This window comes from Acinetobacter sp. S-1 (genome assembly GCF_059579785.1).
Genome location: NZ_CM184207.1, coordinates 1,254,404 through 1,280,040 on the forward strand (window position 1 = coordinate 1,254,404; position 25,637 = coordinate 1,280,040).

Sequence of the window (25,637 nt, forward strand, 5' to 3'; positions counted from 1 at the left end):
TCAAATTATTCGTTTTATTGTCGTGCCAATCGAATCGGTTTTGGCATCCATGAAAGATCCGATACTCGGCAAGGGTTAATATCAAGTCCGCCGCGACGAGTATAAGTTGCATAAACCATCAGCTTTTCAGGCTGCAAATTTTGCCAAATATCCGCAAAAATCTGCTCGACACATTGTTCGTGAAAGCCGTTATGCTGACGGTACGAGATAATATAAGCTAAAACACTACGATAACAAGGTTTTTTGCCCTTAAAACGGATAAAAACTGTACCCCAATCTGGTTGTCCCGTGACTGGGCAGTTACTTCTTAAAAGATGAGAATATAGTTCAATTTCGACTTCTTCATCAGACGCATCTCGTTTTAAAAGAGTCGCATCTGGATGTTGCTCTAAACGCTCTGGATCTAAGTCATCAATACAAATGCCTTGAGGTTTAGAAATCTCTAAATCATCTACTTGAAATAAGGTTAACTCAACTTTTGCACCGGCCGCAGCCGATAAGTCTTTTTCAACTGTTTCAATAAATGATTGTTTAGAGTCAAACTGTGTGAAGTTAAGGCTATTGAAGTAAAGCTTTAATGACTTTGATTCAATCAAATTTGGTGAAGAAGCTGGCAGTGTAATTCTGCCAATAGCAACTTGCGGGATAGCATGAGCGTTTAACCATGAAATTTCAAAAACATGCCACCAATCTCTACCTTGTGTAATACCTTCAATATGCGAATAGGCTTCACGAGACTGAGCACGAGCAATTGGAAATAAAACATCAGGTTGATAGTTAGTTGGATATTGAGTTTCTTTACCCAATAAAGACTGTTCGACACTCATTCACGCATTCCTGAACCACGAGCAAGTAAATAGTAGGCAATTCCGTAAAGTACAGCACAGCATAATGTCACAATGATTAAAGAGAACGTAACGTTCACGTCACTATGACCTAAAATGCCGAAACGGAAAGCGTTAACCATATACACAATAGGATTAATTAAAGAAAGTTTTTGCCAAAAAGGGCCAAGTGCACTAATAGCATAGAATACACCACCTAAATAGGTTAAAGGTGTAAGGACAAATGTTGGAATAATAGAAATATCATCAAATGATTTTGCATAAACTGCATTAATAAAACCACCTAATGAGAAAAGAACCGAGGTAATTAAGACTGTATATATAGTTACGAACCAGTTATGTATAAAGAGGTCTGTAAAGAACATACTCATTGTCGTCACAATTGCTCCGACCAATACACCACGGCAAATACCACCAATGACATAGCCCCACAAAATAATATGTAGTGGTACGGGACTCATAATCAGTTCTTCAATGCTCTTTTGGAATTTCACACTAAAGAAACTTGAAGATACGTTAGCATAACTGTTGGTAATAACCGCCATCATGATGAGGCCGGGTACGATAAACTGCATGTAGCTCACGCCGCCCATTTGTCCAATGCGCGAACCAACCAAATTACCAAAAATGACAAAGTACAAACTCATCGTGATCGCAGGTGGTAACAAGGTTTGCGGCCAAATACGTAGAAATCGGCGTACTTCTTTACGAACTAGAGTCCAGAGGGCAATTTGCAGTTGGCTAAAATTCATTTTGCCTCTCCTTCAAGATTTTTCTCGACCATTTTGACGAATAGCTCTTCTAGACGGTTCGATTTGTTACGCATACTACGAACACGAATACCTTGTGATTCTAAAAGTTGGAATAAGTCATTTAATGTATGTGCTTTATCCATTGTCACTTCTAAAGTGCTGCTATCAATTAAGTTGAACTTCACACCAATAATATTTAACTGGAGTGGGGCAATGGGTTCTGCCAAATCAAAAATAAAAGACTCTTCACTCAGCTGGTTTAAGAAACTTTTCATGCTGGTGTCTTCTTTAATGACACCGCGGTCAATGATAGCAATTTGACGACACAACATTTCTGCTTCTTCGAGATAATGTGTAGTCAAAATAATAGAAGTACCGCTTTCGTTCATTTCGGTTAGAAAATCCCACATAGAGCGGCGTAATTCAATATCAACACCCGCAGTAGGCTCATCTAAAATAAGAAGTTTAGGTTCATGCATCATGGCACGTGCAATCATGAGTCGGCGCTTCATACCACCTGATAGCATACGTGCTTGTATATTGCGTTTTTCCCAGAGGCCTAGCTTTTCTAAATAATGTTCGGCACGTTTTTCTGCAATCTTTTTATGAATGCCGTAATAGCCAGCTTGGGTGACTAAAATATCGAACGCTTTTTCAAACTGTCCAAAGTTAAATTCTTGAGGGACAACGCCAAGTTGTTGTTTTGCCAAGGATGGATGAGTGTCGAGATTGTGTCCAAAAATCTCAACTGTTCCTTCGGTTTTTTTCGTGAGGGAACTGATAATACCAATGGTTGTTGATTTGCCGGCACCATTTGGGCCTAACAACGCATAAAATTCACCTTCAGGCACAGTGAGGTTAATACCTTTTAACGCCTGAAAACCATTACGATATGTTTTGGACAAATCTCTTAAAACCAAAGCATCAGTCATGAAATTCTCACATTATGAAAGAGGGGTGTATTTTGAGCGATAATGATTAATAAACCAAGTAAAATAGTCGGAATTTTATGAAATTGAGATAAATTTATGAAGTTATTATATATAAACTGGTGCGCTCGGCGGGGATCGAACCCACGACCCCAGGCTTCGGAAACCTGTACTCTATCCAACTGAGCTACGAGCGCACATGTGTGGGCCACATCATAGGAAAAAAACACCAATAGGTAAAGCACGAAATAGGTAACAAGTGAGTTTAATGCTTAATTAAACAGCAGCTTGTTGCTTTTTTAGATGCGTTGTTGAATAAGTTGAATTGAATAATTAATAGAATGGAGCGTATGTGCTAGCTCATTAGGCGGAATACGCGACTCCTGTAAGCTGGTAATCCATTGCATTTGGCACATTTTAAGCTCTTGCAGCGTTTTTATTTGCTCTATTTTCTGAATAAGTGGTTTTGCCATAAGCCCACAATATTGACTCAAGGTTTGCTTCATCAACTGTTGTATTTCTTCAAAAGAGAGCTGTTGAACTTGAATTGGTGGCTGAGTAATTTCAGTAGGTGAAAGTTGAAAAGATGATGATTGAGTAACCTGAATTTCACTAACTATATCGTTACTTTTACTATCATCTATATTATTTTTTTGATGAGCTTCTATTGTAGTTACGGATAATTGTGGGAAAGATATTTGTTCATTTAATTCTGAATAATTTTCGCCAGAAGGAGCAATGAGTTTTAAGTCGATAAGCTGTTGAATAAGCTCTGGAGATGCAATACGTTTTTTAAATTCGCTATTTAAATTTTGAAAATCTTCGTGATCTATTAATAGTAATAAACGTCTTTGTTTTGCATTTAAAGTAATGTTGCGTTGTTGAAGCGCGACTCTTCCTAAATTGGTTCGATAAAAACCAGCCATCATTTTTCCCCAAATAAAAAATAAATCAGACTGTCCAATTTTCTCGGTTGAACAGTACTGTTTTTAATAAAATATAAATGGGGTTAACCATAAAACTCAAAAATGACAATATGATGAAGAATTGATGAATATCATCTATTTAAGACTTTAAAATGCGCCTTCTAACGCTTTACGTAAATAGACGTCAAGTTCATCTTGGCGTAATAACCATTGAATATAGTCTTTAGGGAGTTCAGCAATAGCTGTGCCTTTATGCTTACCAAAATTAATAGTCGTAGGGATACGTGCTTCTTCAGAAACTCGGTAAAGCTCTTCAATGTCTTGAATATTTAAATGATAGACAATATGCATCAAAATATTAGCAGTCAAAATAATATCCGCATCGGCTCGGTGCGCGCCTTTGAGCAATTCTCGCGCTTTACCGCTGCCTTGAGAAATCATATAGATGAGTGCAGAAATATTATGCGCTTCTGCTTCAGGCCAAGTTTTACGCGCTAAAGCTAGAGTACAAATCGGTTTGATATGAGAGACATCCACGCCACAACGAGCAATCGCGGCAATATCGTAATCAATATTGTGACCAATAATATAAGTTGTAGTCTCTGGCAATTTAAAAGTTTTATAGTGGGGCTGGTTTTCTAAATCTGACTCTAATATATGGTGTACTGCCATAGCCGCGTAAGAGATAGGTGTACCAACCTGATAAAGTTGATCAAATAATTTGCTTTTATCTAAGGTGAGCTTGCCTGCATTAATCTCAATAGGGGCATACGCAATTTCAATTGGCAAACCATTTAGTGTATGTGTTTCTGTATCTAAAATAATGGTTTGCATAACTGGCCCTTTAATCAATCACGAATAATCAAGAATGTTAACAGTTGGCTACCCACTTTAAAACATGAAGTGAGGCCTGAGAGTAGCGAGAACGTTAATTTATATTAAAAATAGAGTTTTCAGAGATTAATTTCATCCAATAGAACTTGCGGAAAATAAAGATTAGGCGTAAATATTTTAAGACATTAGGAAATGTTGATTAAAAAACTAAAGCAAAACAAAAATGGAATTTAAGGGAAGATATACCAATGAAAATGAACCTATTAATGACGAGCGTTCTTAGCACGAGTTTATTTTTAGTCGCTTGTGGAGGAGGGAGTAGTGATGATGGCTCAGCTCCTACTAATCCATCAGGGACACCAATCAATAATATTCAGAATCCAGTTGTTAAAGTTGAGGCTTACACAAGTACCAACTTAGGATCAGTTGCCGCAGAAAGTAGTATTTTGACTTATAAAATGTTAGGTCAAAGTGGCCAAGAGGTACAGGCAACCAGTTTGGTATTTACACCAAATACTCCACCGCCAGTAGGCGGTTGGCCAATTGTGGTTTGGGCCCATGGCACTACGGGTGTGGCAGATGCTTGCGCACCAAGTAAAGCAGCTTTAGCAGAAAGTACAAAAGATTTAATTAGTAAATTACTAGCCGCAGGTTATGTTGTGGTCGCACCTGACTATGAGGGTTTAGGTACACCAGGCATACATCCTTTTTTAAATGTTAAAAGTGAGGCTTTTTCAATTACAGATGCGGTGGTTGCAACACGCAATTATTTATTACAGCGTAACTTATTAACTTCAAAAAAATGGTTAACAGTAGGACATTCTCAGGGTGGGCATGCTGCATTAGGTGCTGCACAATATGCGAGTCGTGCACAACTAGACTATAAAGGTACAGTAGCGGTAGCACCTGCTTCTAATCTAGGGGGTATTTTAGTAGATGGAGAGGCGCAAGTTGCGAATGCACCGATAGATATTAAAATTGCAACCTATGCACAGCTTGATACATATACAGCTTTGGTTACAGCTGGCATTCGCAACACACAACCTGCCTTTAATTATTCACAAGTATTTACTTCACAAATTTCAAGTATTGCCGCACAAGCAGAAAACCTTTGTTCAGGACCATTGTATGGAGCCTTTTATGAGGGTATGAGTAATTATGCTAAAGACCATAATGGCACACTAGATGGCTTTACACGTACACAACCTAATTTTATGGCAGTGCCGCTAGTTAAGACATTTTTGGAAAAAGATTCACAGCCGTTACAAGTAAAAGTCACTACTCCAATCATCATTTATCAAGGGATAGCTGATCCTACAGTACCTAAATTAGCAACTGATCTATTGATATTTAATGCCACTACCTTAGGCACTAAAATTAATAGTTATGTGACGGGTAACTGGGACCATGGCACGGTGATGAGTAATAATGTAGACAACATTGTTGGAAATGTTCAGACTTTACTCTCAGCTCAATAGAGTTATTGATATTTAAAAACTTTTTAATATTGTTGTAAGCTAAAATTAACGATGAAGACATTTAAAATATAAGCTTTAAACGAGCTTTTTATTTGATTTATAAACAATGGCTCATTTTTTATAAAACTTGAGCCATTTTTATTTAAAACTGAGCTAACTTCATTCTGTTTAATTATAAAGTTCATGCTACAATATGCCGCAATCTTAGCACGGCTTAAAAGCCCTAATTTATAGGACCCCCGCTAATGTTTGCCAATATTTCCATTTCTGAATTTGATCCAGAATTAGCTCAAGCAATTGCTTCTGAAGGTGAGCGTCAAGAAGCACATATCGAGTTAATTGCATCTGAAAACTATTGCTCTCCTGCTGTGATGGAAGCACAAGGATCAAAACTTACGAACAAATATGCAGAAGGTTATCCAGGCAAACGCTATTATGGCGGTTGCGAGTATGTGGATATCATCGAGCAAATGGCGATTGATCGTGCTAAAGAACTTTTTGGTGCAGATTACGCAAACGTTCAACCACACGCTGGTTCACAAGCTAACTCTGCTGTTTATTTAGCGCTTCTTAACCCGGGCGATACAGTTTTGGGTATGAGCTTGGCTCACGGTGGTCACTTGACTCACGGTGCAAAAGTAAGCTTCTCTGGTAAAACTTATAATGCAGTTCAATACGGTCTAAACGCTGAAACTGGCGAGATTGATTACGAAGAAGTTGAACGTTTAGCGTTAGAGCACAAGCCACGTATGATCGTTGCTGGTTTCTCTGCTTATAGCCGTGTTGTAGATTGGCAACGTTTCCGTGACATCGCGGACAAAGTTGGCGCTTACCTTTTTGTTGATATGGCTCACGTTGCAGGTCTTGTTGCTGCTGGCGTATATCCAAACCCAGTTCAAATTGCTGACGTAACAACAACGACGACTCATAAAACACTTCGTGGTCCACGTTCTGGTTTAATCCTTGCGAAAGCGAATGAAGAAATTGAGAAAAAACTTCAATCAGCTGTATTCCCTGGTAACCAAGGTGGTCCATTAATGCATGCGATTGCTGCTAAAGCAATCTGCTTCAAAGAAGCTATGTCTGATGACTTCAAAGCTTACCAACAACAAGTTGTGAAAAATGCTCAAGCTATGGCTGAAGTATTCATCGCTCGTGGTTATGATGTTGTTTCTGGCGGTACAGACAACCACTTGTTCTTGTTATCTTTAATCAAGCAAGATGTAACTGGTAAAGATGCAGATGCTTGGTTAGGTGCTGCTCACATTACTGTGAACAAAAACTCAGTTCCAAATGACCCACGTTCTCCATTTGTGACTTCTGGTATCCGTATCGGTACTCCAGCGGTAACAACTCGTGGTTTCGGTGAAGCTGAAGTTCGTGAACTTGCTGGTTGGATCGCTGACGTGATTGACAGCAAAGGTGACGAAAAAGTTATTGCTGACGTAAAAGCGAAAGTTGAAACTGTTTGTGCAAAATTCCCTGTATACGCACAATAAGTTGTAAATATAAAAAAAGCGCCGTATGGCGCTTTTTTTATCAAGTTAATTAGATAAGAATTAACTTTTAGATTTTACCGATGACTCGGCATTATGCCAGCCACCACCTAATGCACGGATTAAATTTACACTAGCCATCATTCTAGTGCCGTTAAGCTGTGCAGAAAGTTGCTCTTGTTGCAAAATAGTCCGATCTGAGTCAATCACATCAAGATAACTAATCACACCTTCTCGATAACGTAAATGAGACAATTGATTTGCATGACGAGAAGAGGAGAGTGCTTGATTTTGAGCTTGAATTTGCTGATCAAGTATTCTTTGATCTGATAAACCATTTTCAACTTCGCGAAATGCATTCAACACAGTTTGGCGATAATTCGCAATGCTTTCTTCATAGGCAGCTCGTGCTTGAGCAACTCCAGCCTTACGTTGCCCGCCGTCAAATAATGGCAAAGATAAAATAGTACCTGCCACTGGACCAAGTAAGAATGTACGGCTCGACCATTTACCCAACTCACCTAAACTTGATGATTCATAACCGAGTGCACCTGTTAGGTCCAGTTTTGGGAAGAAAGCAGCACGTGCAATTCCAATACGCGCATTATCTGCTGCCATAGCACGCTCGGCAGCCGCAATGTCAGGTCGTCTTTCCAGTAAAGCCGAAGGTAAACCTGCTGGAAGACGAATGCTGTTTGCAGTTAAAGGTTGAACTGCCAAGCTGAACTCATCTGGTGTTTTGCCTAACAATACTGCAAGTGCATGTTCTGCATTGGCTCTGTTACGAGCAATATTTAATGCATTGGTCTGGGCGGTAGCCAGTTCAGTCTGTGCGCGAGAAACATCTAATTCACTGACTAAACCATTTTGAAAACGTGTTTGAACTAAGTCGCGTGTCTCGCCAAGCAATTTAATAGTACGATTATAAATTACTTGTTCAGCATCAAGCTGACGAATGAGAAAGTAGCCTTGGGCAACATCTGCTTGTAAAGCTAAAAGCGCCGATTGATATAGAGCTTCTTGTTGCTGTACATCAGCTGTTGCTGCATTGACACTACTGGCAATACGGCCAAATAAATCGAGCTCATATGAAACATTGGCTTGAGCACGCCATAAGGTCTGTGCAGACGTATGGGCATTGTCATCTAAACCCAATGAAGCAGGAGAGGGTTTTTGACGAGTTGGTCCAAAGCCAGCACCAATACTTGGCAAGCGTTCAGCTTGTGCTGCGGAACGTAACGCACGTGAAGCCTGAATATTAGCCGCTGCCGCTTTAAGGCTCTGGTTTCCAGAAATAGCTTGTTGTTCGAGCTCATTCAATTGAGCATCATTAAAAACACGCCACCATTCACCTCGAATTTGCTGATCAGCAGGTTGGGCAATTTTCCAGTTATTATCCTCAAGTTTTGGGTCAGACTCTTTAAATTTGACGGGAACTATCACCTTTGCAGGTTGATATTCCGGTGCCAAAGAGCAGCCTGCAAGCAGCAGGCTTCCCATGAGTGAGGACAATAATAAGCTTTGTTTTGCTGTAGCCATTAAATGTCCTCCTTAATGATCATGTGGGGTAGATAAAGGTGCTTCATGAACTGCTGCCGAATGCAATTTATGTTTGCTATTCAATGTGCGAATCAGGACATAAAAGGCAGGGGTCAGGAACAAACCAAACAACGTTACACCGATCATGCCGAAGAACACCGCTATACCCATGGCATGACGCATTTCAGAACCTGCACCTGTTGAGGTAACCAGTGGTACGACACCCATAATGAATGCAATAGAAGTCATTAAAATTGGGCGTAAACGTAGACGACTTGCTTCAACAGCTGCTTTAAAGGCAGTTGCACCTTGCATTTCAAGTTCTCGTGCAAACTCAACAATTAAGATGGCATTTTTACAAGCCAGCCCGACCAGTACCATCAAACCGATTTGGGTAAAGATGTTGTTATCTCCACCTGTCAGCCAAACACCTGTCAGAGCCGCCAAGATTCCCATCGGTACAATTAAAATTACAGCTAAAGGCAAAGTCAGACTTTCATATTGAGCAGCTAAAACCAAGAACACCAGTAATACGCTAATTGGGAATACCCAGAGTCCTGCATTACCAGCCAAGATTTTTTGGTAAGTTAAATCTGTCCATTCAAACTTGATACCACGAGGTAGAGTTTGTGCAGCAATACGTTCAACCGCAGCTTCAGCCTGGCTAGATGAATAACCTGGGGCAGGGCCACCGTTAATATCTGCTGAGGTATAGCCGTTATAACGAACGACCATTTCAGGACCATAGGTTTGAGTTACATTTACCAATGAAGATAACGGCACCATTTGTCCCGCACTGTTTCGGGTTTTAAGCTGCAAAATATCTTCAGGATTTGCACGGAAAGGAGCATCGGCTTGTGCACGAACCTGATAAACACGTCCAAAGCGGTTAAAGTCGTTAACGTATTGAGAACCTAAATAAATCTGCATGGTGTTGAAAACATCTGTCACGGCAACACCTTGCTGTTTAGCTTTCACGCGGTCCAAATCTACATTGAGTTGAGGTACGTTAATTTGATAACTTGAGAACATTGGACCCAGTTCAGGGGCTGATTGTGCTGCTTTCATAAAGTTTTGGGCAGCATCATTTAAGGCTGAATAGCCTAAGGCACCTCGGTCTTCGAGTTGGAGTTTAAAGCCACCCATGGTTCCTAAACCCATCACAGGTGGTGGTGGGAAAACTGCAATATAGGCATCTTGAATGGCTGAATATTTCTGGTTGAGTGCACCAGCAATTGCATTTGCAGATAAGTCTTTAGCCTTACGTTCATCGAATGGTTTTAAGGTTACAAAGACAATACCGGCACTTGAGCTATTAGTAAAACCGTTAATTGATAGGCCAGGGAAGGCAACTGCACTTTCTACACCAGGCTGTTTAAGAGCAGTGTCACTCATTTTACGAATGACTGCTTCGGTACGATCTAATGAAGCGCCGTTTGGTAATTGAGCAAAGCTAATCAAATATTGTTTGTCTTGAGCGGGTACGAAGCCACCCGGAACAATATAAGAAATACCAACAGTTAAGCCCAGAAGAGCAGCATATACACCCATTGCCGATGCTTTATGGGAGATAACACGACTTACGCCTTTACCATAGTTGTCTGACGCACGTGTAAATACACGGTTAAACAGCGCAAAGAAACGTCCGAATACACGGTTCATAAGGCGTGTTAATGCATCAGGTTTAGCGTCATGTCCTTTCAGTAGCATGGCTGCTAAAGCAGGCGAGAGCGTCAGTGAGTTAAATGCCGAAATAACCGTTGAAATGGCAATCGTCATGGCAAATTGTTTATAAAACTGCCCTGTTAAGCCTGTCATAAATGCAAGTGGTACGAACACGGCAACGAGCGTTAAAGCAATCGCAATAATTGGTCCACTCACTTCTCGCATGGCGCGATAAGTTGCATCTCTTGGGCTTAAACCAGCTTCAATATTCCTCTCGACATTTTCGACGACGACAATGGCGTCATCGACCACAATCCCGATGGCAAGTACCATCCCGAACAGTGATAGCGCATTGATTGAGTAACCAAAAGCGAGCATGAGCGCAAATGTACCAATAATTGAAACTGGTACAGCAAGCAATGGAATGATTGAGGCACGCCATGTTTGTAAGAATAAAATAACAACCACAACAACCAGTGCAATTGCTTCAAGTAAGGTGTGAACTACCGCTTTAATACTGGCACGTACGAATTGAGTCGGGTCATAAACAATGTCGTATTTAATTGAAGATGGGAAATCTTTTGAAAGCTCCTTCATCGTGCTGCGCACTTGATCGGAAACTTGTAAAGCATTAGCACCTGGTGCTTGGAAAATTGGAATTGCGACTGCTTGTTTATTATCGAGTAATGAACGCAAGCCATATTGTGAAGCTGCAAGTTCAACACGTGCAACATCACCCAATCGGGTAACCGCACCATCTGGTGCAGTTTTTAAAATGATATCTGCGAATTCTTGCTCAGTCGTTAAACGGCCTTGAGCATTGACTGAAAGCTGTAAAGGGGAATTACTTGGTGATGCACCGATTGTACCCGCTGCAACCTGAATATTTTGTTCACGAATTGCATTCACAATTTCAGTCGCGGTGAGGTTACGCTGTGCTACTTTTTGCGGGTCGAGCCATACGCGCATCGCGTAGTCACCAGAACCAAATAATCCGACTTCACCAACTCCTTGTAAACGTGCCAAACGGTCTTTCACGTTGAGTACCGCGTAGTTACGTAAGTAGGTCATGTCATAGCGACTATCTGGTGAGGTCAGATGCACTACCATGGTTAAAGTCGGTGAGCTTTTTAAGGTAGTAACACCTAAACGCTGTACGTCTTCAGGTAAACGAGGCATAGCCTGAGACACACGGTTTTGAACCAGTTGTTGCGCTTTGTCTGGATCAATACCGAGCTTAAAGTTCACTGTAATGGTTAAATTACCGTCGCTGTTTGCTTGAGATTGCATATACAGCATGTCTTCTACACCGTTGATTGATTCTTCAAGCGGAGAGGCAACAGTTTCAGCAATTACTTTCGGGTTTGCACCCGGATATTGAGCACGTACCACCACAGATGGCGGAACAACTTCTGGATATTCAGAAATCGGTAACTGGAATACCGAAAGCAGACCGGCGAGTAAAATCAGTACTGATAACACACCAGCAAAGATCGGCCGATCAATAAAAAATTTAGAAATATTCATATGTGATTAACCTTTTGCCGGAGTTGATGTTTTATCTGTTGGCTGAGGTTGAGGAGTAGTAGCGTTAGCAGTGATTTGTGCATTTGGCATCGGAACGAGGTGCGGGGTCACAGGGTCACCCGGACGAATTCGCTGTAAACCGTTCACCACAATACGATCACCCGCTTGTAATCCGCTATTCACGATTTGCAAGCCATCTTGTTGTGCACCGAGTTTTACTTCACGGTAGGCCGTCTGATTTTTAGCATCAACTACTACGACAAAGCGTTTATCTTGATCGACCCCAACTGCGGTTGGGCTAATCAGAATTGCTGAACGAGGCTGACCTCCGCCTAAACGGATTCGTGCATATAAGCCTGGTAATAAAACACCGTTTGGATTATCAAAAGTCGCGCGAACCCGAATCGTACCCGAGGTTGCATCTAGGTTATTGTCAATTGAGTTGATGGTCCCTTCGCGAGAGAAACCAGTTTCATTGGCAAGTCCCATATAAACAGGAACTTGTGCTGAGTTGCGCTGATTACTGATATATTTCAGATAAGTTCGTTCATCAACATCGAAAGATGCATAGAGGCGAGAGACAGATACTAAACTTGTTAAGACTTGTGCACCGTTACCTGCTGAGACTACATTGCCGACTGTTACTTCGGCACGGGAAATTCGACCACTAACTGGTGCTGTAATACGGGTGTACTCAAGATTTAAACGGGCAGATTGAACGGCTGCTCTAGCGGCTTGTAGGTTGGCACTGGCTGAACGTGCATCATTTTGAGCTAAATCCAGTTCTTGACGTGAGACAGCATTACTTTGAATTAAACGTTGAATACGAGAAAGATTAGAACCCGTATAAGTGACCTGTGCTTCAGCTGAAGCGAGTTGAGCTTGGGCACGATTCAGTTCTGCCTCGAAAGGCCGTGGATCAATTGTAAAAAGTAAATCGCCTTTTTTTACGAGACTGCCATCTTTGAAGTGTACGGCAATAAGTTTGCCGGAAACTTGGGGGCGAATATCGACTTGATCAATTGCTTCTAAGCGACCGGAATATTCTTGCCAGTCTGTAATGGTTTTGCTGATAACATTAGAAATATCAACAGTTGCAGCTTGTTGGGCAGAGGTCGGTGCAGCTTTTGCATCGGCATTTTCATGTAAAAACATAAAACTGCCTCCTGTTGCTAAGAGGGCAACAAAGATGGCAGACAGTGCGAACTGTTTGCTGGAAAATGACATGAGGTGCTCCTAGTTATTTGGATACCTGTTTTCAGACTTTTAGTTTTGGTCCGTATGGGAGAAACAGGGTTTATGGGATGGACGGAGCATAAAAGTTTGTCAATCACGAATAAATATATTAAATTCGATAACACTATTCGTATTTTTATAACAATTGGTGCATTTGATTAAAAAATGCATTGATTGATAGGAGTGTGCGTGTGGATCTATTTCATGCGATGAAAGTATTTAACAAAGTTGTCGAAACAAATAGTTTCAGTTTAGCTGCTGACAGTTTAGGCCTACCGCGTGCTTCTGTGACGACAACCATTCAGGCTTTAGAGAGACATTTACAAGTTCGTCTGTTGAATCGTACGACACGAAAAATTAGTCTCACACCGGATGGTGCCGTATATTATGATCGGACAGCCCGCATTTTAGCGGATGTCTCTGATATTGAATCTTCCTTTCATGATGCAGAGCGGGGACCAAGAGGTCAGCTTCGTATTGATGTGCCTGTATCGATTGGACGTTTGATTTTAATTCCAAGGCTGCGCGATTTCCATGCACGCTATCCAGATATTGATTTAGTAATTGGCCTTAACGACCGACCTGTAGATTTGGTGGGAGAGGCCGTCGATTGTGCAATTCGGGTCGGTGAATTAAAAGATTCAAGCTTAATTGCGCGTCGTATTGGAACTTTTCAGTGTGCAACAGCTGCTTCACCGATTTATTTAGAAAAATATGGCGAGCCTACCTCAATTGAAGATTTACAGAAAAATCATAAAGCGATTCACTTCTTTTCAAGCCGTACCGGACGCAACTTTGATTGGGACTTTGTAGTTGATGATCTAATTAAAAGTGTGTCAGTACGTGGACGTGTTTCTGTAAATGACGGTGATGCTTATATCGACTTAGCGTTGCAGGGTTTCGGTATAATTCAAGGCCCACGTTATATGCTCACCAACCATTTAGAATCGGGTTTGTTAAAAGAGGTATTGCCTCAATGGACGCCGGCGCCAATGCCCATTTCAGCAGTTTATCTTCAAAATCGTCATTTATCGCTTAAAGTAAAAGTGTTTGTAGATTGGGTCGCCGAATTGTTTGCAGGTTGTCCATTGCTGAGTGGTTGCTCAATGTCCTTAGATCAAAAATGTGAATTTGCCTGTGATAAAGAAACTGGTCATGAATATACAATTCGTACTTTGGTCGAGCAGCATAATATTGCTGAAGCTTACACACTCAAAAACTAACTTAAAATTTGAGTGATTTTTCAACATTTAAACAGTTAATACAATCCATTATTCAGACACCTTCATAAATCCTTAATTTACTGGTATAGAAATTGCAATTCTTTCGGCAGAAGAGTAATTTAGAAATTGCTCAAGTTTTTATCACCTTATTAGGATTTTAAGGAGAAGCTTCAAGATGGCAAGCTTTATGAAAAAAATGTTCGTTTCAACAACCTTAGTTTTGGCTGCTGTTGCAACGAATGTTCAAGCAAAGGATTGGAAGGTGATTCGTTTTGGTACTGAGTCGTCTTATGCGCCGTTTGAATATAAAACACCAGATGGTAAGTTAACTGGTTTTGATGTGGATTTAGGTAATGCAATTTGTGCAAAACTCAAAGCCAAATGTGTTTGGGTTGAAAACTCTTTTGATGGGATGATTCCAGCACTTAAAGCGAAAAAATTTGATGGCATTCTTTCATCAATGACAGTCACTGATGAGCGTGCAAAACAAATTGCATTTAGTAGCAAAATCTACAATACACCAACCCGTATGGTTGCAAAAAAAGGCTCGCCTTTATTGCCTACCGCTGCCTCTTTGAAAGGTAAACGTGTCGGTGTACAACAGGGCACAATTCAAGAAACTTATGCTAAAACCTATTGGGCGCCAAAAGGTGTAACGGTTGTACCTTATCCAGTCCAAGATTTGATTTATCAAGACATGATGTCAGGTCGTTTGGATGCGACTTTACAAGATGCAATTATGGTTGATGGCGCTTTCTTAAAACAACCAAAAGGTAAAAACTTCAGTTTTGCTGGTGGTAATGTGGTTGATGCAAAAACACTAGGTGTAGGCGCAGCTATTGGTTTACGCAAAGAAGATGCGGATTTAAAAGCCAATATTAATAAAGCACTCGCTGCAATCATTGCAGATGGTACATACAAAAAACTCGAGAAAAAATATTTCTCCTTTAGCATTTACTAATGATGTGAAAAATGTCGGCTTTAAGCCGACATTTTTAGATCTATTCTCATCTCATCAATATTAGATATTGTTTTTAAGGAGAAGATGAGTCATGTTTTTTTCTGGCTTTGGGCCACTCCTGCTCAGCGGGACATGGATGACCATACAGCTTGCGTTGTTGTCACTTTTACTTTCTGTGATTATTGGCTTAATTGGTGCGAGCTCAAAACTCTCTAGTATTAAAATTTTACGTTATATAGCAACAGCTTATACTACGCTCATTCGAAGTGTGCCTGATTTGGTGATTATGCTGCTGTTATTTTATAGCTTACAGTTGGGTTTAAACCAAATTACTGAAGCACTGCAAATGGACCAAATTGATATCAACCCATTTGTGGCTGGTGTGATTACTTTAGCGTTCATTTATGGTGCATATTTTACCGAGACCTTTCGTGGTGCATTTCAATCGGTTCCAAAAGGCCAAATTGAAGCAGCAATGGCTTATGGTATGTCGCCTTGGCAGGTTTTTCACCGAGTGTTATTCCCTCAAATGATGCGTTTTGCGCTGCCTGGTATTGGTAATAACTGGCAAGTTTTAATTAAGGCGACCGCACTAGTTTCTATTATTGGCCTGACTGATATTGTAAAAATTACGCAAGATGCAGGTAGAAGTACCATGCAACTGTTCTTTTTTAGCATCGTGGCTGCTGCCATTTATTTAGCGATTACCACCGTGTCAAATCTGATTTTAATGTGGCTTGAACGTCGTTATTCTGCTGGTGTAAGGAAGGGACAATTATGATTGAAATCCTTCAACAATATTGGCAGGCATACCTTTGGACCGATGGTTTGCAAATGACCGGTGTCGCGATGACTGCTTGGTTATTGGTGCTTTCTATTGGCATTGGTTTTGTGCTTGCTGTGCCTTTATCACTTGCACGAGTATCAGAAAATATCTGGTTGCGTGGTCCAGTTTGGTTATATACCTATGTTTTTCGTGGCACACCACTTTATATCCAACTGCTGATTATTTATTCAGGTATTTACAGCTTTGATTACATCCATGAACACCAGACTCTTGATGCTTTTTTTCGAGAGGGCATAAATTGCACCATTTTGGCATTCGCGCTCAATACTGGTGCATATACCACTGAAATCTTCGCTGGGGCGATTCGTTCTATTCCACATGGCGAGATTGAGGCTGCACAAGCTTTCGGTATGTCGAAATGGAAACGATACACTCGCATTATCATTCCGTCGATGTTACGCCGTGCTTTACCATTTTACGGCAATGAAGTCATTTTAATGTTGCATGCTACAACCATTGCATTTACAGCAACAGTTCCTGACATTTTAAAAATTGCGCGTGATGTGAATGCGGCAACCTATGACACTTTCAATGCTTTTGGAATTGCCGCGGTGTTGTATGCAATGCTGGCATTTATTTTGATTGGGATATTTCGTAAGTTGGAAAAACGTTGGTTGGCATTTTTAAAGCCATCGAATCATTAGGAGACATAAATGGAACAAGTTGCAAAACTAGTGATTCGCGATTTACACAAGACATTCGGCGATCATGAAGTGCTTAAAGGAATATCACTTGATGCAAATGCCGGTGATGTGATTAGTATTATTGGTTCATCGGGTTCAGGTAAAAGTACTTTACTCCGCTGCATTAACTTTTTGGAACAACCGAGCAATGGCACGATTAAGCTCAATGGTGAAAAACTACGCACAGTCTTTGATAAAAAAGGCAATTTAAAAGTAGTTGAACCAAAGCAACTACAAAAAATGCGTACGCAGCTCATGATGGTATTTCAGCATTTTAATTTGTGGTCACACATGACAGTGCTAGAAAATGTCATTGAAGGGCCGATTCACGTACTTGGGGTAAAACGTGCAGAAGCAGAAGAGCGTGCACGGAAATATCTACGCAAAGTTGGATTACCTGAAAGTGTTGAAAGTAAATATCCGGCATTTTTATCTGGTGGTCAGCAGCAACGTGTAGCGATTGCTCGTGCTTTGGCTATGGAACCAGAAGTTATGTTGTTTGACGAACCAACCAGCGCGCTTGATCCAGAGCTGGTGGGTGAAGTACTAAAAGTAATGCAGGGCTTGGCTGAAGAAGGACGTACTATGATTGTGGTGACACATGAAATGGGCTTCGCGCGTCATGTATCTAATCAAGTGATTTTCTTGCATCAAGGGAAAATTGAAGAGCAAGGTCATCCTGATGAAGTGCTCAACAATCCGAAAAGTGAACGTTTAAAGCAATTTTTGACGGGTAGTTTAAAATAAGCTGTTCATACCGAGTATGGTGGAATTTAAAAAAAAGATTCGCATCGTACTCGGTTGCTTTTTAATTATATTTTATAGATGAGTATTTTTAGAAAACACATTAATAATCACAATACCTGCAATCATTAAAGTAAGACCAATGCATGCTGCTAAGTCTAAATGCTGTTTGTAAAATATCCAGCCTATTGCAGAAATTAAAATAATACCTGCACCCGACCAAATAGCGTATGCGATCCCGATCGGAATTGTTTTTAGCGTAAGGGATAATAAATAAAAAGCAATTGCATAGCCCACAACAGTAACGATGGACGGAATGGGAACAGTAAAACCTTGAGATGCTTTTAAGGCTGAAGTTGCAACGACTTCACAAGCAATCGCAATTGCTAAATAAAGATAAGACATGGGAAGCTACGCCAGAAAGAGTTTTAATCAATCTATATGAAATGTTGAAATGGTTAGATCAGCTTTAACGATTATTCAATTTTTTGGTACCAAGACACCGTTAAACCAAACTGATCATTTGATTTTATCATTAGCAAAGTGGTCTCAGCTATTTATTCGTTTATTTATTCATTGAGCAGCTTAGTCATTGAAGAGGATCAGTAACTTTGGCCTGATCCTCTATAGACTTTTTAAGAGATAGATTAGCCGAGTAAATTTAACCCTTTAAATTTCTCTAGCAGTTGCTCTTTATTTTCAATATGCGCAGGATCTGGTTTTATACAATCGATAGGGCAAACCGCCTTACATGTGGGTGCATCATAAAAGCCTACACATTCGGTACAACGAAGTGGATCAATTTCATAAACTTTGTTGCCTTCAAAAATAGCTGTATTGGGGCATTCCGGTAAGCACATATCACAATTGATACAGTCACTTGTTATCAAAAGTGCCATGTTTAACTCGCTGAATAAGCTAATGTTGAGGCAGTAATGTTTTCCTTAGCATGCGGCAAATTGCGTATGAGTAGGGCATAACTAACATCAACATCTTGTGAAAGTGGAATCTCAACAAAATGCCTCGAACCTTTAGCATCGGTAATTGGGTTACCTTTTAAATCGCGCATTTCGGTTAAAGTAAAGGTGATATTACCTTGAGGCGTCATCAGCTCAAGTGAGTCGCCCACCACAAAACGGTTTTTAACTTCAATGCGAATATAATCGCCGTGACGTTCTAAAACCTCTCCACAAAATTGTTGGTAGTCGAAATGCGATGAACCATCAGCATAGTTTTGATATTCGCTATGCACATGACGTCTTAAAAAGCCTTCGGTATAACCACGGTTTGCCAAACCTTCGAGTTGGTTCATTAAGCTTGGGTCAAATGGTTTGCCTGCTAAAGCATCACCAATAGCTTTTCGATAAATTTGGGCGGTACGTGCACAGTAAAAATAGGATTTAGTACGGCCTTCAATTTTCAGTGAGGCAATCCCCATTTTGGTTAAACGATCTACATGTTGTACCGCACGTAAATCTTTGGAGTTCATAAAATAGGTGCCGTGTTCATCTTCTTCGGCAGCAAACATTTCTTCATCATTGCGTTGTACTAACAGTGTTTGAGCCGAGGTTGTTTCTAATTGTGCTGATGAGCAGCAAGACTTTTCCGACTCATTGAGCTGAGTAACTGGAATCACATCACCGTTTGCATCTTCTTGGGTTTCATGCAGTTTATAGTCCCAACGGCAAGCATTGGTACAAGCACCTTGGTTGGCATCACGTTTATTCATATATCCGGAAAGTAAGCAGCGGCCTGAGTAGGCCATGCATAGAGCACCATGTACAAAAACTTCGAGTTCAATATCGGGTACGTGTTGCTGGATTTCTTCTATTTCTTCTAAAGATAACTCACGCGATAAAATCACACGGCTTAGACCATAATCTTTCCAAAATTTAACAGTGGCCCAGTTAATAGCGTTGGCTTGAACCGATAGATGAATTTGCACTTCTGGAAAATGCTCACGTACCATCATGATTAAGCCCGGGTCAGACATAATGAGTGCATCTGGTTGCATGGCTATAATTGGTTCAAGATCACGAATAAAGTTTTTTAATTTGCTGTTATGTGGCTGAATATTCACTACAACATAAAACTTTTTGCCCAAAGCGTGGGCTTCATCAATTCCGATTTTTAGGTTGTCATGATCAAAAGCATTATTACGAACACGTAAACTGTAACGTGGTTGGCCAGCATATACGGCATCTGCACCATAGGCAAAAGCATAGCGCATGTTTTTAAGTGAACCTGCGGGAGAGAGAAGCTCAGTTTTCATAAAATAAAAGGCATAAAAAATATATGGTTTTATTTTATTAACTCCGGATTTGGGATTCAACCTACTGAATTAGTAGGGATTTGATCATTATCCTTTTGTACGGGCAGCATATTTTTTGCTAGCTCTCCTAAGCGCATCAAAGCATTTAACATTTTGGGATTTAACTCAAAACAAGCTGCTATACGTAAACAATGACTAAAACGTTTATCAGCTGAACACAAAATTCCCGGCATACATAAGATTTTTTCATCCATTGCCTGATGAAACAGTTCTAATGTATCGATAGATTCGGGGAGCTCTAACCATAAAATAAATCCCGCTTGCGGACGACTGACTCGGGTACCGAGTGGGAAATAGCGGCAAATATAAGATTTGATGGTGTCAATTTGTTGTTGATAGCGTTTTTTGAGTTGACGTAAATGTAGATCATATCCGCCATTCTCTAAGAAAAGTCCTAAAGTTTCTGTGAGTAAAGCTGGCTCAGCAACAGTGGTTGTAAATTTAAGCTGCTGCACAATATTACGGAAACGTCCAGCTTCTAACCAACCAATCCGATAATCAGGTGCTACAGTTTTGGTATAGCTGCCACACACCAAAACCCATCCATTTTGGTCAAATGCCTTAATATTGGGTAGGAGAGGCTCGGTGAGTTGCAATTCGGCATACATCGCATCTTCAATAACAGGAATCTGAAACTGATTAGCTAACTCTGCCAAGCGACGGCGGCTGCTCTCAGGCATGCTAAAACCGAGAGGATTGTGTCCTGTCGGAATGGTTAAAATGGCTTGTACACTTTGAGATTTTAAGTATTCTTCAAGTGCATCCAGACACATACCTGTATGTGGTGAGGTCGGCACTTCTACAATTTTTCGACCTAAATTATGAAGGAGTGGGTACAGGTTATGAAATGTAGGAATCTCAAGCGCTATGCTGTCACCCGCTTGAGTGGTTGCCATAATCGCGAGACTTAAAGCCTCCATCGTGCCATGAGTGAGCACAATATCATCTGCTGAAAGAAACATACCTAACTGTAAGCTTCGCCTAGCAATTTGAGTACGTAAACGTATAGAACCGGGCGGCAAGGTATAGCTTTTAAAAATATCTGGCTGTGTCCGTAAAACTTGAGCAGTTAAGCGTTTTAAGCGTTCAATTGGATAAAAATTTTCCCCAGAAGGGCAAGCTAGGGCCAAATTGACATAGTCGGGGTCCATTTGCTTTTTAACAATTTGTGCGAGAAAACAACTAACTCCTGAAAGTGATACTTTTTCTTCACTGACATAACGCTCTTCGAGTTCTAGTAAGTTTGAAGGTGCATGACAAACATAGTAACCAGACTGTGGACGAACTGAAATTAAACCTTGGTCTTCAAGCTGGCGATAAGCTTCTTTTACGGTATTAATACTAACCTGATAATGCTGGGCACAATCTCGAATTGATGGCAACCGAGAACCAATAGGCTGCCTGCCATTTTGAATTTGCAGGGTGAGGTCATCACTCACTTTTTTATATTTGTACATATCCATTCATTAAAAAGCCAAAGCAATGGATACAGTTTATAGCGATCCCTGATTTATCTCAAATATTGTTATGCATTTAGATTAATCCATTTAATAGGGATATAGTTTTAATAACTGTGTCTATTATTTTTCATATTAACTGATACTGTGACCATTAAAAATAAATCAGTAAGATCAAGAAATGGTGAGGACTTAAAAACCATATTTTAAATTACAAAATCAGTAGGAGAGGTCTATGTCTGTTGTTGCATTTAAACAAGTTGATGTTTTTACTTCACAAGCATTTAAAGGAAATCCTGTTGCGGTCATTATGGACGCCAGCACCTTAACGTCTGAGCAGATGCAAGCCATTGCGAACTGGACCAATCTTTCTGAAACCACATTTGTACTCCCTGCGACCGATTCACAAGCTGACTATCAGGTTCGAATCTTTACTCCGCAAAGTGAGTTGCCATTTGCAGGCCATCCTACAATTGGTACTGCCTATGCTTTACTTGAGGCTAATCTAATTAAAGCGAAAGAAGGTAAGCTGGTACAGCAGTGCGGTGCTGGTTTGGTGACTCTGACCGTGAGTGAATCAAGTCATATTTCATTTGAACTACCTAAGCCTAAAATTACTCCACTAGATGCTATGCATACTGAGAAATTAGCAGAAATTTTAAAATGTGAAATTAATACTCAATGGAACGCTGCATTGGTTGATGTAGGGGCGCGCTGGATTGTATTGCAAGCTGTTAATGCTGAGGCTGTTCTAGATAGCCAACCAGACTTTGCCGCTTTAAAAGAACATGATTTAGAAATGAAAGTTACGGGTGCGACAGTTTTTGGTTTTCATGAAAATAATGATGAACAAAAACACATAGAAGTTCGTTCATTTGCCCCTTCATGTGGAATAAATGAAGATCCGGTTTGTGGTAGTGGTAATGGTAGCGTAGCTTCATTTATTCGTTATTATGGGATTCTTCCTGCACAAAATGATGTCGTAGTTTCTTCACAAGGTGGGGTGGTAGGTCGAGACGGACAACTTCAACTTGAATTGTATCAAGATAAAATTTTGGTGGGTGGAACCGCTGTCACCTGTATCGATGGCACAATTAAGTTATAAAAACAGAAATAAAAAAACCGAGGACTTTGCCTCGGTTTTTTTATGTCTAGAAAAAATTATTTTTCTACGAACGCACGTTCAATGACGTAGTCGCCCATTTCACCCATACGAGGTGATTCAACTAAACCGTGTTGGTCAAGTAATGCAGCCACATCTTTTAAGAATGCAGGGCTACCGCAAAGCATTGCACGGTCAGTTTCACGGTTGAAGCGTGGTAAACCGATTTTTTCAAATAAAGCGCCAGTTTCAATTGCAGTTGTTACACGGCCTTGAGTGTGGAAAGGTTCACGAGTAACAGTAGGGTAGTAAACAAGCTTGTCTTTAATACCTAACTCTTCAAAGAATTCGTGGTTTGGTAATTCGTTCAAGATAAGGTCTTGATAAGCTAATTCAGAAATATAGCGTGTACCGTGAACAACGATTACTTTTTCAAAGCGTTCGTAAGTTTCTGGATCACGAATAATTGATAAGAATGGAGCAAGACCAGTACCAGAAGATAAAAGGTATAAGTTTTTACCTGGTAAAAGGTCATCATGAACCAAAGTACCTGTTGGTTTTTTAGAAACTAAGATTTCATCACCAACTTGTACTTTTTGCAAAATCGAAGTTAAAGGACCGTCTTGTACTTTAATTGAGAAGAATTCTAACTCTTCTTCGTAGTTTGCACTTGCAATCGAATACGCACGCATTAACGGTTTGCCATTCACTTCAAGTCCGATCATTACGAACTGACCATTTTTAAAACGTAAGCTGGTATCGCGTGTAGTTTTAAAACTGAAAAGAGTGTCATTCCAGTGGTGAACATGAGTAATGCGTTCAACGTTAAAAGCAGCCATTAAAGGTCTCGATCACGATTAAAAGAAAACAGATTGCTATTCTAATCTAATTTCATTCCCGATAAACTGAATATATTTAATTGTGTTTATAAGAAAAAGTGATGATCAATTCTGTCACCTTCCCCATCATTGGGCACATGTGCTCTCCCTATCGTGAAAAATTTGGTATTCCACGTCAGCCTAATTTGGTCAATATTGAGTCTTATATTGACATGATAGAACCATATAACGACTTGTTAGCATTTGAGGGAATTGAGCAATTTAGTCATCTCTGGTTAGTTTGGCAGTTTCATGACAATAAAAATCAAGGCAGTACAGATAAGTTCCGTCCACAGGTTCGTCCGCCACGTTTAGGTGGTAATGAAAAAATTGGAGTATTTGCTACACGAAGTATGTATAGACCTTCTCCAATCGGGCTTTCAGTCGTAAAACTTAATAAAGTGGAAAAAGTGGGGAAGTCTGTCCGTGTCTATGTCACAGGAAGTGATTTATTAAATGGCACCCCAATTTTAGATATCAAACCCTATATTCAATATTCTGATGCAATTGCGGAGGCTCAAAGTGGTTATGCACATGCAGAACCTGAACGAAAAGCAGTCATGTGGACTGAAGCTGCATTAACAGCGCAAAAATATTTTCTTCAAAATAAAGAAATAGATTCGCAGTACATTAATGAGCTTGAGCAAGTATTAGCTTTAGATCCTCGGCCTGCCTATCAACAAGACCCTGAAAGAATCTATAAAATGAAATTTTCAGACTTTGATATTCATTTTAAGGTCGATCAATTTGTAGTTACCGTCATTGATGTGGTGAAGACTTCTGCGCTTGCATAATAGATATTTTAAAACCAGTGGATGTTGAGCCAAAGTAAAGTAATAAAAATAGTCATATGAATGAGTTGGGCGGGAACGAAAGCAAGGGCATAGCGTAGTCCGCCCGAAATTGCAGAGTTCACACTTTTAGCAAGAGCGTGAACTGCAAAACCTCCTAAAAAGGCAATTAATAAAGGTGTCATATGTGCGCTATCAGGTTCGCCTTGCACAATGACAGCCGCTATAGCTGCATGTATTTCAAATAATGAAGCAAGTAAAGTCCCCGCGATTAATCCCGCATCGCCTAAAGATAAACTTAAACCATAAACACCTGCCTGAATAAGGGTAAGTGTACCCGCAATAATAATGGCTTCTTTTAAGCTGAACATTCTTGAGTCCAGCTCGGGTGAAGCTGTACTAGGCTCGGCTTTACGTAATAAAATAAAGGCCCATACTGCTAAAACTACTAAGGCAATAAGTGTAGGAAATATAATCAGCTTGAACCAAGCAAAGCTAATACCGATCACAATAATTAATGTTTGAATCAGTGTTGAAACGCAAGACATCAATGCAGCACCTGCATTTGTTGTTGCGTTGGCTTTGCCAGAGCGTACTTCTAAACCTAAACTGGCAATAGTTGCTGTACTAGAAACAAATCCGGAAGCTAAAGAAGAAAGCAATAAAGCATTTTTAGATGACAAAAGTCGCTTTGCTATATGGGCAAGGGCTTGTACAAATAAGATTAAAGTCAGTAATTTTAAAATCACATGTGGATTTAAAACTGGACCCCAAAAAGGTTTATTTGGAACTAAAGGCAAAGCAATTAACAGTAAGGCAAGTAGAAAAATACCATCACGCAATTCCGATTCGGTAATCCATTGACTGGCAATACCATGCATAGACTGCTTAGCTATTAAGATAGTTGTCATGATCACAGCTAGGCCGGCTGCGAGCGAAATATTCCAAATGCAAAGTGCCCCGATGAAGTAAGTCATAATAAAGGCGAGTTCGGTGGTCACGCCCGGGTCATTGGGTTGATTTTTGAGCGAAACAATACTAATAGCACCAATGAGTAAGGCACCCACAATTCCAATTTCAATGCCAAATAAAAAACAGATTGCTCCTAATAATGCACTAATGGCAAAAGATCGAAATCCCGCAAAGGTTTTATATTCATGTTTAAGCTTACTTCGTTCTCGTTCTAAACCAATTAATAAGCCACAACCAAGCGCCGCAGCAATGACAGTAATAAATTCTTCAAATGATGCTGTTTGTAATGACATTGTCATTGGAAGTTCCATATTACTTCCTCTTTGCTTATTGTTATATGTAGATTTGAATCATTTTAAAATCATGTATTCATGTTCAGTTTATGCTTTTTATTATAGTGAGCATAGTGTCTTTTTTAGA

General features: G+C 40.1%; 24 protein-coding genes and 1 tRNA gene. 9 read left to right on the forward strand and 16 right to left on the reverse strand.

Features of this window, described 5'->3' with window-relative positions:
- Positions 1 to 14 precede the first annotated feature (14 nt).
- From queF to AC52J8_RS05985, 6 genes are all read right to left on the reverse strand, one after another.
- On the reverse strand, positions 15 to 827 hold the full coding sequence (gene queF, locus AC52J8_RS05960) for an NADPH-dependent 7-cyano-7-deazaguanine reductase QueF (protein ID WP_086399239.1): 813 nt from the start codon (positions 825 to 827) through the stop codon (positions 15 to 17).
- The gene (locus AC52J8_RS05965; RefSeq protein ID WP_002118099.1) at positions 824 to 1,597 is read right to left on the reverse strand and encodes an ABC transporter permease; all 774 of its coding nucleotides are present in this window, start codon (positions 1,595 to 1,597) and stop codon (positions 824 to 826) included. Before AC52J8_RS05965 ends, queF begins: the two co-directional genes overlap by 4 nt.
- The gene (locus tag AC52J8_RS05970; RefSeq protein ID WP_002118101.1) at positions 1,594 to 2,529 is read right to left on the reverse strand and encodes an ABC transporter ATP-binding protein; all 936 of its coding nucleotides are present in this window, start codon (positions 2,527 to 2,529) and stop codon (positions 1,594 to 1,596) included. The genes AC52J8_RS05965 and AC52J8_RS05970 overlap by 4 nt, the downstream gene beginning before the upstream one ends.
- A gap of 117 nt (positions 2,530 to 2,646) precedes the next feature.
- Positions 2,647 to 2,723 (reverse strand) — tRNA-Arg (locus tag AC52J8_RS05975).
- 102 nt (positions 2,724 to 2,825) lie between these two features.
- Positions 2,826 to 3,455, reverse strand: coding sequence for a hypothetical protein (locus AC52J8_RS05980; RefSeq protein ID WP_086355386.1), 630 nt, complete (start codon positions 3,453 to 3,455; stop codon positions 2,826 to 2,828).
- Between the two features lie 144 nt (positions 3,456 to 3,599).
- Positions 3,600 to 4,286, reverse strand: a complete 687-nt coding sequence (locus tag AC52J8_RS05985) for a putative quorum-sensing-regulated virulence factor (RefSeq protein WP_032035691.1) — start codon at positions 4,284 to 4,286, stop codon at positions 3,600 to 3,602.
- A 248-nt stretch (positions 4,287 to 4,534) separates the two neighbouring features.
- Here AC52J8_RS05985 and AC52J8_RS05990 point away from each other — a divergent pair, with 248 nt between their 5' ends.
- Positions 4,535 to 5,764 carry an alpha/beta hydrolase gene (locus AC52J8_RS05990; RefSeq protein WP_086399184.1) on the forward strand — a complete coding sequence of 410 codons (1,230 nt, stop codon included), beginning with the start codon at positions 4,535 to 4,537 and terminating at the stop codon, positions 5,762 to 5,764.
- 23 nt (positions 5,765 to 5,787) lie between these two features.
- Here AC52J8_RS05990 and AC52J8_RS05995 read toward each other — a convergent pair whose 3' ends face one another.
- On the reverse strand, positions 5,788 to 5,949 hold the full coding sequence (locus AC52J8_RS05995) for a hypothetical protein (protein WP_080632641.1): 162 nt from the start codon (positions 5,947 to 5,949) through the stop codon (positions 5,788 to 5,790).
- 60 nt (positions 5,950 to 6,009) lie between these two features.
- Here AC52J8_RS05995 and glyA point away from each other — a divergent pair, with 60 nt between their 5' ends.
- Positions 6,010 to 7,263 (forward strand): serine hydroxymethyltransferase, encoded by a 1,254-nt coding sequence (gene glyA, locus AC52J8_RS06000; protein WP_002118126.1) that lies wholly within the window; start codon positions 6,010 to 6,012, stop codon positions 7,261 to 7,263.
- Between the two features lie 60 nt (positions 7,264 to 7,323).
- Here the strand turns inward: glyA and AC52J8_RS06005 are convergent, their stop codons facing one another.
- The 3 genes from AC52J8_RS06005 to adeF are packed head-to-tail and all read right to left on the reverse strand — an operon-like array spanning position 7,324 to position 13,218.
- Positions 7,324 to 8,799, reverse strand: coding sequence for an efflux transporter outer membrane subunit (locus AC52J8_RS06005; protein ID WP_086399183.1), 1,476 nt, complete (start codon positions 8,797 to 8,799; stop codon positions 7,324 to 7,326).
- Positions 8,800 to 8,811: 12 nt separating this feature from the next.
- Positions 8,812 to 11,991 (reverse strand): multidrug efflux RND transporter permease subunit AdeG, encoded by a 3,180-nt coding sequence (gene adeG / locus AC52J8_RS06010; protein ID WP_005068239.1) that lies wholly within the window; start codon positions 11,989 to 11,991, stop codon positions 8,812 to 8,814.
- 6 nt (positions 11,992 to 11,997) lie between these two features.
- Positions 11,998 to 13,218: a multidrug efflux RND transporter periplasmic adaptor subunit AdeF gene (adeF, locus tag AC52J8_RS06015; RefSeq protein ID WP_086399182.1), complete on the reverse strand. Its 1,221-nt coding sequence runs from the start codon at positions 13,216 to 13,218 to the stop codon at positions 11,998 to 12,000.
- Positions 13,219 to 13,418: 200 nt separating this feature from the next.
- On the opposite strand from adeF, the gene adeL reads away from it, so the two are divergent.
- From adeL to AC52J8_RS06040, 5 genes are all read left to right on the forward strand, one after another.
- Positions 13,419 to 14,450 carry a multidrug efflux transcriptional repressor AdeL gene (adeL, locus tag AC52J8_RS06020; protein WP_002118242.1) on the forward strand — a complete coding sequence of 344 codons (1,032 nt, stop codon included), beginning with the start codon at positions 13,419 to 13,421 and terminating at the stop codon, positions 14,448 to 14,450.
- 175 nt (positions 14,451 to 14,625) lie between these two features.
- Positions 14,626 to 15,411 (forward strand): ABC transporter substrate-binding protein, encoded by a 786-nt coding sequence (locus AC52J8_RS06025; protein WP_014207231.1) that lies wholly within the window; start codon positions 14,626 to 14,628, stop codon positions 15,409 to 15,411.
- A 91-nt stretch (positions 15,412 to 15,502) separates the two neighbouring features.
- The gene (locus AC52J8_RS06030; protein ID WP_005068247.1) at positions 15,503 to 16,192 is read left to right on the forward strand and encodes an ABC transporter permease; all 690 of its coding nucleotides are present in this window, start codon (positions 15,503 to 15,505) and stop codon (positions 16,190 to 16,192) included.
- The gene (locus tag AC52J8_RS06035; RefSeq protein WP_086399181.1) at positions 16,189 to 16,902 is read left to right on the forward strand and encodes an ABC transporter permease; all 714 of its coding nucleotides are present in this window, start codon (positions 16,189 to 16,191) and stop codon (positions 16,900 to 16,902) included. Before AC52J8_RS06030 ends, AC52J8_RS06035 begins: the two co-directional genes overlap by 4 nt.
- A 9-nt stretch (positions 16,903 to 16,911) precedes the next feature.
- The gene (locus tag AC52J8_RS06040; protein WP_003650668.1) at positions 16,912 to 17,688 is read left to right on the forward strand and encodes an ABC transporter ATP-binding protein; all 777 of its coding nucleotides are present in this window, start codon (positions 16,912 to 16,914) and stop codon (positions 17,686 to 17,688) included.
- Between the two features lie 72 nt (positions 17,689 to 17,760).
- Here the strand turns inward: AC52J8_RS06040 and abeS are convergent, their stop codons facing one another.
- The 4 genes from abeS to AC52J8_RS06060 all read right to left on the reverse strand — a co-directional run bounded on the left by abeS (position 17,761) and on the right by AC52J8_RS06060 (position 21,480).
- Complete coding sequence (gene abeS / locus AC52J8_RS06045) at positions 17,761 to 18,090, reverse strand: multidrug efflux SMR transporter AbeS (protein ID WP_017402972.1); 330 nt, start codon at positions 18,088 to 18,090, stop codon at positions 17,761 to 17,763.
- Between the two features lie 242 nt (positions 18,091 to 18,332).
- Positions 18,333 to 18,584, reverse strand: coding sequence for a YfhL family 4Fe-4S dicluster ferredoxin (locus tag AC52J8_RS06050; RefSeq protein ID WP_025466507.1), 252 nt, complete (start codon positions 18,582 to 18,584; stop codon positions 18,333 to 18,335).
- A gap of 2 nt (positions 18,585 to 18,586) precedes the next feature.
- On the reverse strand, positions 18,587 to 19,957 hold the full coding sequence (gene trhP / locus AC52J8_RS06055; protein ID WP_086399180.1) for a prephenate-dependent tRNA uridine(34) hydroxylase TrhP: 1,371 nt from the start codon (positions 19,955 to 19,957) through the stop codon (positions 18,587 to 18,589).
- Between the two features lie 56 nt (positions 19,958 to 20,013).
- Positions 20,014 to 21,480, reverse strand: coding sequence for an aminotransferase-like domain-containing protein (locus AC52J8_RS06060; protein WP_086611373.1), 1,467 nt, complete (start codon positions 21,478 to 21,480; stop codon positions 20,014 to 20,016).
- A gap of 229 nt (positions 21,481 to 21,709) precedes the next feature.
- Between AC52J8_RS06060 and AC52J8_RS06065 the strand changes: the two genes are divergently transcribed.
- On the forward strand, positions 21,710 to 22,579 hold the full coding sequence (locus AC52J8_RS06065) for a PhzF family phenazine biosynthesis protein (RefSeq protein WP_496538894.1): 870 nt from the start codon (positions 21,710 to 21,712) through the stop codon (positions 22,577 to 22,579).
- Positions 22,580 to 22,635: 56 nt separating this feature from the next.
- Here AC52J8_RS06065 and AC52J8_RS06070 read toward each other — a convergent pair whose 3' ends face one another.
- Complete coding sequence (locus AC52J8_RS06070) at positions 22,636 to 23,415, reverse strand: ferredoxin--NADP reductase (protein ID WP_002118187.1); 780 nt, start codon at positions 23,413 to 23,415, stop codon at positions 22,636 to 22,638.
- A 101-nt stretch (positions 23,416 to 23,516) separates the two neighbouring features.
- On the opposite strand from AC52J8_RS06070, the gene tsaA reads away from it, so the two are divergent.
- Positions 23,517 to 24,248, forward strand: a complete 732-nt coding sequence (gene tsaA / locus AC52J8_RS06075; protein WP_086399179.1) for a tRNA (N6-threonylcarbamoyladenosine(37)-N6)-methyltransferase TrmO — start codon at positions 23,517 to 23,519, stop codon at positions 24,246 to 24,248.
- A gap of 8 nt (positions 24,249 to 24,256) precedes the next feature.
- Here the strand turns inward: tsaA and AC52J8_RS06080 are convergent, their stop codons facing one another.
- Positions 24,257 to 25,528, reverse strand: coding sequence for an MgtC/SapB family protein (locus tag AC52J8_RS06080; protein ID WP_086399178.1), 1,272 nt, complete (start codon positions 25,526 to 25,528; stop codon positions 24,257 to 24,259).
- Positions 25,529 to 25,637 lie beyond the last annotated feature (109 nt).